This is a genomic window from Streptomyces sp. NPDC002265 (genome assembly GCF_040296125.1).
Taxonomy (GTDB): domain Bacteria; phylum Actinomycetota; class Actinomycetes; order Streptomycetales; family Streptomycetaceae; genus Streptomyces.
This window is the reverse complement of record NZ_JBEOWS010000365.1, coordinates 1-9,417: the sequence shown is the minus strand read 5'-3', so window position 1 is coordinate 9,417 and position 9,417 is coordinate 1. Positions and strand designations below refer to the sequence as shown.

The 9,417-nt window shown below is 73.7% G+C and carries 8 protein-coding genes and 1 pseudogene; 6 read left to right on the top strand and 3 right to left on the bottom strand.

What is annotated here, in order from left to right; all coding sequences use genetic code 11:
* The 3 genes and pseudogenes from ABT085_RS39090 to ABT085_RS39080 form a co-directional block, all read left to right on the top strand.
* Positions 1-99 (top strand): annotated as a pseudogene (locus ABT085_RS39090) (6-phosphogluconolactonase); the annotation flags it as partial.
* 427 nt (positions 100-526) lie between these two features.
* On the top strand, positions 527-787 hold the full coding sequence (locus ABT085_RS39085) for a Chromate resistance protein ChrB (protein WP_351619509.1): 261 nt from the start codon (positions 527-529) through the stop codon (positions 785-787).
* A gap of 44 nt (positions 788-831) precedes the next feature.
* The gene (locus ABT085_RS39080) at positions 832-1,977 is read left to right on the top strand and encodes an MFS transporter (RefSeq protein ID WP_351619512.1); all 1,146 of its coding nucleotides are present in this window, start codon (positions 832-834) and stop codon (positions 1,975-1,977) included.
* An 11-nt stretch (positions 1,978-1,988) separates the two neighbouring features.
* Here the strand turns inward: ABT085_RS39080 and ABT085_RS39075 are convergent, their stop codons facing one another.
* The 3 genes from ABT085_RS39075 to ABT085_RS39065 form a co-directional block, all read right to left on the bottom strand.
* A complete protein-coding gene (locus tag ABT085_RS39075; protein WP_351619506.1) occupies positions 1,989-2,621 on the bottom strand; it encodes an SMI1/KNR4 family protein in 633 nt (210 codons plus the stop codon).
* 118 nt (positions 2,622-2,739) lie between these two features.
* Positions 2,740-3,744, bottom strand: coding sequence for a HEAT repeat domain-containing protein (locus tag ABT085_RS39070; protein ID WP_351619504.1), 1,005 nt, complete (start codon positions 3,742-3,744; stop codon positions 2,740-2,742).
* A 3-nt stretch (positions 3,745-3,747) separates the two neighbouring features.
* Positions 3,748-4,419 (bottom strand): HEAT repeat domain-containing protein, encoded by a 672-nt coding sequence (locus ABT085_RS39065; RefSeq protein ID WP_351619501.1) that lies wholly within the window; start codon positions 4,417-4,419, stop codon positions 3,748-3,750.
* 420 nt (positions 4,420-4,839) lie between these two features.
* Here ABT085_RS39065 and ABT085_RS39060 point away from each other — a divergent pair, with 420 nt between their 5' ends.
* From ABT085_RS39060 to ABT085_RS39050, 3 genes are all read left to right on the top strand, one after another.
* Positions 4,840-6,828 (top strand): fibronectin type III domain-containing protein, encoded by a 1,989-nt coding sequence (locus tag ABT085_RS39060; RefSeq protein WP_351619498.1) that lies wholly within the window; start codon positions 4,840-4,842, stop codon positions 6,826-6,828.
* A gap of 449 nt (positions 6,829-7,277) precedes the next feature.
* Positions 7,278-8,888 (top strand): multicopper oxidase family protein, encoded by a 1,611-nt coding sequence (locus ABT085_RS39055; RefSeq protein WP_351619495.1) that lies wholly within the window; start codon positions 7,278-7,280, stop codon positions 8,886-8,888.
* Positions 8,872-9,378 (top strand): hypothetical protein, encoded by a 507-nt coding sequence (locus ABT085_RS39050; RefSeq protein ID WP_351619492.1) that lies wholly within the window; start codon positions 8,872-8,874, stop codon positions 9,376-9,378. The genes ABT085_RS39055 and ABT085_RS39050 overlap by 17 nt, the downstream gene beginning before the upstream one ends.
* Positions 9,379-9,417 lie beyond the last annotated feature (39 nt).

The following is a 9,417-nucleotide window of genomic DNA, read 5'->3' as shown; positions in this document are numbered from 1 at the left end:
GTCCACGGCGCGCCCAAGCCCCCGCCGACCCGCACCACCCTCACCCTCCCGGCGATCCGGGCGGCCCGTGAGGTGTGGCTGCTGGCGGCCGGCGACGACCACGGGGTGCACACCGGGACCGACGACCACGGGGTGCGCGGCGGGGGAGACCACCACGGCGGGCGCGACACGGCGGGGGACGACCGCGGGCGCGGAACCCGCGGACAGGACGACGCTCCCGGGGACGACCGCGGGGGCTCCACGGCCGTCGACGACGACCTTCCGGGCGACGACCACGGAGTCCACGTCGGCACGGACGACCACCTGAACGCGGGTGACGACCACGGCGGTGACGACACCGGCCGCGACCGGGGCCACGGCGGCCACGGCGGCGACGACCGCTGACGGAAGAGGCCTAGGGGCCTAGGGGTTTAGGGGTCGGGGCCGCCGTCGGGCCGTCGGGCAGGGGATGCCGGCGGCCCGGCGGCGGTCGGTTCGCGGAAGCGTATGTGACCCCTGCGGATGCAACACTTGCTACATTCGCCGCGTGGCGGTCCGGCGGGAGTTGCGCAAGGCCGGTGCCCGCTCCCTGGGCCAGGGAGTCCGGACCGTGCCGGACGTGCCCGCGTTCGCCGACGGCATGGCACGCGCCGTCCGGCTCACGAACGCCGCGGGCGGCCAGGCCATGACCCGCCAGGCGACCGGACGCGCACCCGAGGACGCGGCCGGCTTCGAGGCGACGGTCCGCGAGGACCCTGCCGAACGCGTCTTCACCGCCCCGCACCACAGCCCGGGGAGCCGGCCGTGACGACTTCGCCCCGCACCAGCCGCCTCGACGCGTCCCGACGGTCCGTGTGGCCGCTGTACGCCGCCGGGTTCACCACCGCCTTCGGCGCGCACGCCGTCGCCGCCAGCCTCGGCGGCCTGTCGGACGACGCGGTGACCTCGCTGCTCGTCCTCGGCGGCCTGCTCGCCCTGTACGACGGCGCCGAGGTCGTACTCAAGCCGGTCTTCGGATCGCTGGCCGACCGGATCGGTGCCAGGCCCGTGCTCCTCGGCGGCCTGGTCTCCTTCGCCGCGGCCTCCGCCGTGTACGCGGTCGCCGACAGCCCCGGCTGGCTGTGGGCCGCCCGCCTGGGGCAGGGCGCCGCCGCGTCCGCGTTCTCCCCGGCCGCCTCCGCGCTGGTAGCCCGTCTCCAACCGGCCGCCGAACGAGGTCGTGCGTTCGGCAGTTACGGCTTCTTCAAGTCCCTCGGCTACACCCTCGGCCCCCTGCTGGGCGGTGTGCTGGTCCGAGCCGGCGGACTGCGGCTGCTGTTCACCGTCACAGCCGTCCTCGCCGCCGCCGTCGCGCTGTGGGCCGTGCTGTTCGTCGCCGCCGTGCCACCGCTGCCCAGGCGTCGCCAGACCCTCGTCGACCTGGCCCGCAGGCTCGGCGACGGCAGGTTCCTCGCCCCCACCGCGGCCCTGGCCGCCGCCACGGCCGCGCTGTCGGTCGGCGTCGGGTTCCTGCCCGTCTCGGGAGCCGCGGCCGGCCTCGGCACCGTGGTGACCGGCGCGGCCGTCTCGGTCCTGGCCGCCTGCGCCGCAGTCGTCCAGCCCTGGGCCGGCCGCGCCGTGGACGCCGGGCGCCTGACCACCCGTACGGGTCTCACCGCCGGACTCGCGATCACCGCGGCGGGACTGCTCTGTGTGGCGCTGCCGGGCCTGACCGGCGTCCTGGCCGCGGCCGTGGTCATCGGAGCCGGCACCGGGCTGATCACCCCGATCGGCTTCGCCGCCCTGGCCACCGGCACCCCCGAGGAGCGTATGGGCCAGACCATGGGAGCGGCCGAACTCGGCCGGGAACTCGGCGACGCGGGCGGCCCGCTGCTGGTGGCCTCGGTCGCCACCGTCACCACCCTCACCGGCGGCTTCGCCGCCCTGGCGGTCCTGCTGGCCCTCGGTCCGCTGTCCGCCGTGGCCGGACGATCCCGCGCTGCCAGACCACCGAGCTGAACCGCCGACGGTCAGGGCAGCCCGACCGGGGCGGCCGTCAGCGGGCGGCCGTTCAGCTCCGCGCAGCCCTCCTCGTCCCACCACACTCGGCCCTGCTCGGTGAGATAGGGGCGCAGCCCGCGGACCTCCGTGCCCTCGTGGAGCGCCTGCGCGACCGCGTGCAGCAGGCTGGCCAGATCGGGCCAGGCGTCGGTGAAGTCGCCGCCGCCGCTATGGCCCGCCCACCCCAGGCGCCCCGCGGCCGGGCCCGGACGCTGGTCGATCACCTGCGCCGCGCCGTCGGCACTCTCGGCCCAGGGCACCCAGAGCGGATGCCACCAGGGCTCGTCCTCCCAGGGCTGTGGCGTCAGACCGTCGTTCTCCCTCGCGACGCCCATGCAGGTCTGCCAGTGGTCCACGATGCCGTGCACCGCCAGCGGGGACTGTTCCGGCAGGATGGTCGTCCAGCCGGTCACGCCGTTGTGACACCGCAGGGAGTCGGCGAGATCCCCGGGCAACGGGGTGCCGAGTGCTTCCTCCGCCCGCCGCAGCTCGTCCGCCGTCGCCGGCGGCTCCAGGCGTACGAAGTCGGAGGCCGCGTGTGCCGCCAGCCAGCCGTCGATGCGGCGCCAGGACTCGGACGGGGGCAGGATCTGCTGTGCCATGAGGCCATCCTGCCCCTCCGGGTCCGGAAACGCGCAGGTGGGCGGCCCGGACCCGGACCTACGCCGGCGCCGCCCCCGGCGTACGCCCCGCCCGCACCCGGTCCCGGAAAGGTGGCCGTCAGCGAGCGTCGCGCAGGGTGAGGATGTACGTGGCGGTGAGGGCGACGGCGCGGTCCTCGTCCTCGGTGAGGCCGGTCAGGGCCCGGGACGCCGTACTGCCCGGGATGTCCGCGAGCGCCTGGGTCAGCCGGCGGCGTGCGGCGGGTCCGAGGCGGCCGTGCGCGAGGCGGTCCACGAGCGCGGTCGCGATCCGGTCGGCCAGCGCGGGCCGGGCGGCCAGCAGGCCCAGCGCGTCCGCCGCGTCGACGTCGTTCACCCCCTCGACGGCCATGTCGACCAGCGTCGGAACGGCCTCGGCCACTCCGCGTGCCCCGAGCGCCAGAGCCGCATGTCTGCGGACCACGAGGTCGGAGCCGCCGAGGGCGTCCCGCAGCAGGGCCGCCGACCCGGCGTCCGGGATCTCCGCGAGGGCCTGGACGGCACGCTCGCGTACGGCTGCCTCCGGTGCGTCGAGGCCCTGTGCCAGCAGCGCGGACGCGTCGGCGTCCGAGCGCGCCAGGGCCCAGCGCAGGGCTCCGGCGACATTCGGGTCCGTCTCGCTCAAGACCGCCTCGACCAGGGCCTCCACCGGCACCGCGACCTCCGCGGCCGAGGACAGGGCCGCGCGCTGGCGGTGCCCGGCGCTCTCCGACGCCAGTGCCTGGAGGAGCGCGACGATCTGCAGGGCCTCCTCCCAGCCGGCGGGCTCCGCCGCATCGAGCCGTCGCAGCCGGGTGAGCAGTGCCGTCTCGGCCGCGATGCGTTCGCGCGTCTGGCGGATGAGATCGTCCACGAGCTCCGCGGGCCTGAAACCGGGATCGTCCAGCGCCCGCCCGACCTCGCGCAGCGACAGCCCCAGCGACCGCAGGCTCTCGATGTGGAAGATGCGCCGGATGTCCTCAACGGAGTACTCGCGATAGCCGGCCCGGGTACGCCCCGTGGGGCGCACCAGACCGAGCGAGTCGTAGTGCCGGAGCATCCGGGCGCTGACCCCGGACCGTCGTGCCACGTCACCGATCAACACGGCCTACCCGCCTTCCTGGCCGCTCGTGCCGAGGACCGCAACGCGCTTCGCCTCCTCGATCGCGAACTCGAAACCGGCGTCCGGGTCGCGCCACAGCCGCTCCGTGGCACGCGCGTGCCGGCGCACGCGGGGGTCGGGATCCGCGTACGCGGCGCGCAGGGCCGGGAGCATCGTCCCGCCGAGCGCGATCAGCGCACGGCTGAGGCTCAGTTGTGTCTCCCGTCCGCCGCGGCCGAGCTGTGTGGCCAGCACCCCGGCCAACTCCGCTTCCCCGTCCTCGGGTACGAGCGCGACCGCTGCCCGCCAGGCGCTGCGGGCCACTTCGTCGTCGGCGTCGGACATCAGCGCCCGGGTGATCGCCGGCCATGCCTGCCGGTCTCCGATCTTGGACAGGGTGTGCAGCGCCTGGCTGCGTGCCTGTGCCCCTTGCGAGCGGAGTTCCCCGAGCAGTGCCGGGACCGTAGTCGCCGCCGGGTGCCGGGTGAGCGCCCAGGTCAGCATTTCGCGCACCTGGAACTCGGGCTCGACCGCGCAGCGTTCGACGAGCCCGGCGACGAACCGGGGGTCCGGGTCCGTGCCGATCGCCAGGGCCGCCCGCAGCCGCACCGACGAGCGGCCGTCCGCCAGCCCGCGGAGTACTCGCGGCTCGTCCGTGTCCTGTTCCGCCATGGTCATCGGGACCACCTCCCTGGCCACAGTGAAGACCTTGTCACGATGTCAAGGTCAAGGACGGCCCGCCACGGGACGGCGTCGCCGGCCGCCCGTCGCCCACCGTCCATCAAGCGCCGCCCGCGGTCCGTCGCCCAGCGAGCGCCGCCCGTCGCCTCGCCGTTCACCGAGCGGGGCCCGCCCGTCACCTCTCGACCGCGGACCGTCATCCGTCGCCCGTCGATCGTGACCCGTCGGGTGCGGTCCGTCACCCGCCGTTCCGTCCGGCGGGCCGGTGCTGCGAAGGCCCCTCCAGATTGGGGAGTGGGGGGTGCCCAAGACAAGGCTGCCGGGGCGGCGCGGAGTTGGACACGCTGGGGGTCCGCTCATCGGCGCCGACCGCCCGGTGCAGCCGGGTCCGGGTACGGCCAAAGAGGGGAAGTCGTCATGAGTAAGTTCGCGCGGGGCGGGGGAAGGCGGAAGGCCACCGCCGCCGGTCTCGTCATCTCCGGCATGGTGATCAGTGCCTCGGTCGCGCCGGTCACCGCCCACGCTGCCGTTCCGGCCTTCCCGGACAACATCACCATCTTCCCGGACCGGGACTTCGTCTCGATCGACGGCTTCTCCGAGCACGCGGGAGAGCAGGTGACCATCGAGGTGCAGCGCCCGCACGTGGGGCTCATCGGTTCGGCCACCGGCACGATGGCCTCGGCGGACTCGATAGCGGCGGGCAACCCGGCCATCGAGGTCAACCACCCCGGCGGCCTGTGCTGGGGGGCCGGTGGCGGCCTCCAGGTCACCCCCGACATCCGGGCCGGCGACATCGTGTCGGTGAAGTTCGGGGGCACCGTGGCCGCCGACGCCACGACCCTCGACGTCGGCGTCACCGGCGGGGCACTGACCACGCCGACCACCCTGGTGATCCAGGGGCGCCTCGGCCCCGAGGTCGACCCGACGTTCCTTGAGCACCGGATCATCGAACCGGCCCTGCGGGACACCGACGTGGCCCGGCGCGACGTGCGGGCCGTGCCGGGACCCCTGGCGAACGCGCCGAAGGGCGGCTACTCCTCCGGCGTGCAGGTGGCCGCCGACGGCAGCTTCATCGCCACGTACGAGTTCCTGAACGACAAGACGGCGGCCGTCGCGGCCGAGGGCCTGTACACAGTGACGAGCTGGCAGGACCAGGACTCCGACGGCAACACCCAGGGCGTGACGATCTCCGAGTTCGGCGAGGTGGGCGGGCCCGGGATGGGCGGCTGCCCGGCCGGCGCGGTGCAGCAGGGCCCGGCCTCGCCCACCGGAGTCGTGGTGCGCGCCGAGGGCGACTCGACCCTGGTGAGCTGGACCCCGCCCAAGCAGACCCCGGGTACGGCCCCGATCCTCGGCTACACCGTGCGCGCCGTCGACCGGCTCAGCAGGAACGGTGTCCAGGGCGAGATCGGCGTCCGCGTCAACGACCCGGACGCGACCTCGGCGACCCTGCCGGGCTCCGTCGAGGGCAAGCGGATCGAGGTCAGGTCGTTCGGCGAGACCGGCGAGTCCTGGCCGCCCGCGCTGCCGGGCGACATCCTGTCGGGGGACTTCACCCCGCCGACCGTCACGGCGAAGCCCGCCGGCGGCGTCTACACGGCCGACACCCTGGTCACCCTGACCGCCGACGAGCCGGGCTCGGAGATCTACTACACGCTCGACGGCTCCGACCCGCTGGAGGCGGGCACCACCGGACCGGCGGCGACGCTCTACACCGGACCGTTCGAGCTGAAGGCGGCCGACGGGCCCAGGACCGTGCGGTTCGTGGCCTTCGACCCGGCCGGCAACGCCTCGCAGGCCCGGCTGGAGAAGTACACGTTCGGCACGACCAGGGCGCCCGGCGCTCCGCAGGCGGTGACCGTGCAGGGCTCCAACGCCAGTGCCACCGTGCGGTGGACGGCGCCCGAGGACCCGGGCAGCTCGCCGGTCACGGGCTACGAGATCACCGCGACGCCCGCCGCCGGCGCGCCCGTCACGGCCACGGCCGGGGCCAGCGGCTCCAGCCTGCTGCTGACCGGGCTGAAGAACGACACGAAGTACAGCGTGACGGTCGTCGCCGTGAACGCGGTCGGCAGGGGCGCCTCCTCCGCGCCGGCCGAGGTCACCCCCGCGGTGCCCGCGGTCGACAAGCTCGCGATCACGCTCGCCAAGTGGAAGTCCGGCGACCTGCGGCTCGAAGGCACCGGGTCCATTCCCGGGGCGTCGCTGACGCTGCGCGTCGGCGGGCCGGGCGGCCAGGTCTTCGCCTCCAACGTGATCGTGCAGCCGGCCGCGGCGGGCGCGGTCAACGGCACCTGGAGCCTGCGCCTGCGCACCGGCCTCGGCACCGTCACGAACCCGAGCCCGGTCTACATCTCCTCCGACAAGGGCGGAGTGCTGGACAAGGTGACCCTCCCGAACGGGTAGCCGACCGACCTGCGCCTCGACGGGGAGCGTCCGCCGTACCCGCGGACGCCGACCGACGGGGCGTCCACCGGGACCGGAGCGGTTGGAGGAAGCCCCTACTACAGCCGTGCCGGCCCCGGCCGGGCGGCTGGTGGACCCCCTCCACCGGCCGCCCGCCCGCCCCTTTCGACCGTCCGGTCGCCTCTCCTCAGCGGTGCATTCAGGAACACCGCGGGCCGTCCCACGGCCGAGGAGCACGGCCGGCGTACAGCCGTTCGCGCGTACGGAACCACGCGTGCGCAACCCGCTCACGGCGGGGCACCGGCCGACGGCACGAGCCCCGCCACGCACCACCGGCACAACCGGCAGTACCGAGAAACCCAGAAGACCAGGGCATCCGCGACTCCATGGGGGAGAGCAGGGTGCCCGAGCCGCCGTCGCGGCGGCCCACCATGGGGGTGAACCCACACATGCACGACAACGCCCTGTCCAGGCGTGACCTGATGAAGTACGGCGTCCTCGCGTCGGCGGCCCTGGCCCTGCCGCTCGAACACGTGGTGAGCGCCAAGACGGCTTCGGACCGGATCGCGATCAGCAAGTTCCCGAAGCCGTTCACCGTGCCGTTCGCGGTGCCGCCCGAGGCCGTACCGGTCAAACGGTCGAGCACCACCGACTACTACACCGTCACCATGCGCAGTGCCATGACCGAGATCCTGCCCGGCATGAAGACCGAGACCTGGTCGTACGACGGGTCGTTCGGCGGTCCGACGATCCGGGCCACCCGGGGCCGGCCGGCCGTCGTACGGCACATCAACGAGCTGCCCCGGGTGCATCCGCGCCTGGGCTACGAGTCGTGGACCTCGGTCCACCTGCACGGATCGGCTTCGCTGCCGGAGTACGACGGCTACGCCAGCGACGTGACGCGCACCGGGGAGTTCAAGGACTACCACTACCCGAACACCCAGGACGCGCGCACCCTCTGGTACCACGACCACGGCGTGCACCACACGGCCGAGAACGCGTACATGGGCCTCGCCGCGATGTACACGATGACCGACGCGCTGGAGCAGTCGCTGCCGATCCCGCACGGCCGCTACGACGTGCCGCTGATCATCCGCGACGCCATGTTCGACCGCGACGGACAGCTGCTGTACGACGACGGCGGCCACTCCGGGATCTTCGGTGACGTGATCCTGGTCAACGGGCGGCCCTGGCCGGTGATGAAGGTCGAGCGGCGCAAGTACCGCTTCCGGATCCTTAACGGCTCGATCTCGCGGGGCTACAAGTTCGCGCTGAGCACCGGCGACCCGTTCGTCTTCATCGGCACCGACGCGGGCCTGATGCCGCAGCCCCGCTCGGTGACCAGCTACCGGCACGGCATCGCCGAACGCTACGAGGTGATCATCGACTTCGCCAAGTACAAGGTCGGCCAGCGGGTGGTGCTGAAGAACCTCGGCGTGCCGAACTCGGAGGACTTCGACACCACCGGCGACGTGATGGCCTTCGACGTCGCCGGCGATGCCACCGACCTGTCCGGCAACTCCATTCCGGACGTGCTGAACCCGAACGCTCCGGCGATGGACCTGACCGCCGCGATGGCGACGAAGACCCGCCGGTTCGAGTTCATCCGCACCAACGGCATGTGGACCGTCAACGGCAAGACCTGGTCGGACGTGATCGCCTCGAACTACGAGTACGTCTGGGCCGATCCGGGTCTCGGGGACATCGAGATCTGGGAGTTCGTGAACAAGTCCGGGGGCTGGTGGCACCCGGTCCATGTGCACCTGGTCGACTTCAAGATCCTCGACCGCAACGGCGCGGCGCCGTCGCCGTGGGAACTCGGCGGCAAGGACACCGTGTACGTCGGCGAGAACGAGACCGTGCGCATGGTGGTCAAGTTCGGCCCGAACACCGGGCGTTACATGATCCACTGTCACAACCTGGTGCACGAGGACCACGACATGATGGCCCAGTTCCGGGTCGGGCCGCCCGCCGCCGTACACCACCCGGTGTACGCGGCGCCCGCCGCTGCCTGCCCCGCCCCGATGGCGCTCGGATACGACGATGACTCCATCGACTGAGGCGCTCCCCGCCGAGGCGGCCGCGGCGGCGCCGGGTCCGCGTTCCGGCCGGCATCTCACGGACCGGCGCCTCGGGGCGCTGCTCTGCGTGGCCGCGTCCGTCGGGGACCTGGTGGTCTTCCAGCAGAACCTGGCGAACGGCCTGGCCGTGTCACTGCCGTTCCTGGCGGGGGCCGTCGTCCAGCTCGTCCTCGCCTGGCGGGTGTGGGCCTCGCCGCGTACGGCCGAGGCCCTGTCCGCGGTCCTCGTGCTGGGCCTGCTGATCGGACTGCAGGCCGTCGCCGTACGCAGCGGTGCGACGACCGTGGGGCCGCGCGAGGAGCCGCTGCGGGCCGGTGTGCCGGCGACGGCGGCGCTGTTCCTGCGGCTGGCCGCGCTGCCGTGCCTGGTGCGTGCCCTGTCCGGCCGCGGGCGGTCCTGGGCCGTCGACGGACTCCTCGTCATCGGGGCGGTGGTGTGGACGCTCAGGCTGACCGGCCTGCTGGGATGACAGGGCCGGGGCGGCGCGCGGTACGACGGTCCGTCGTAC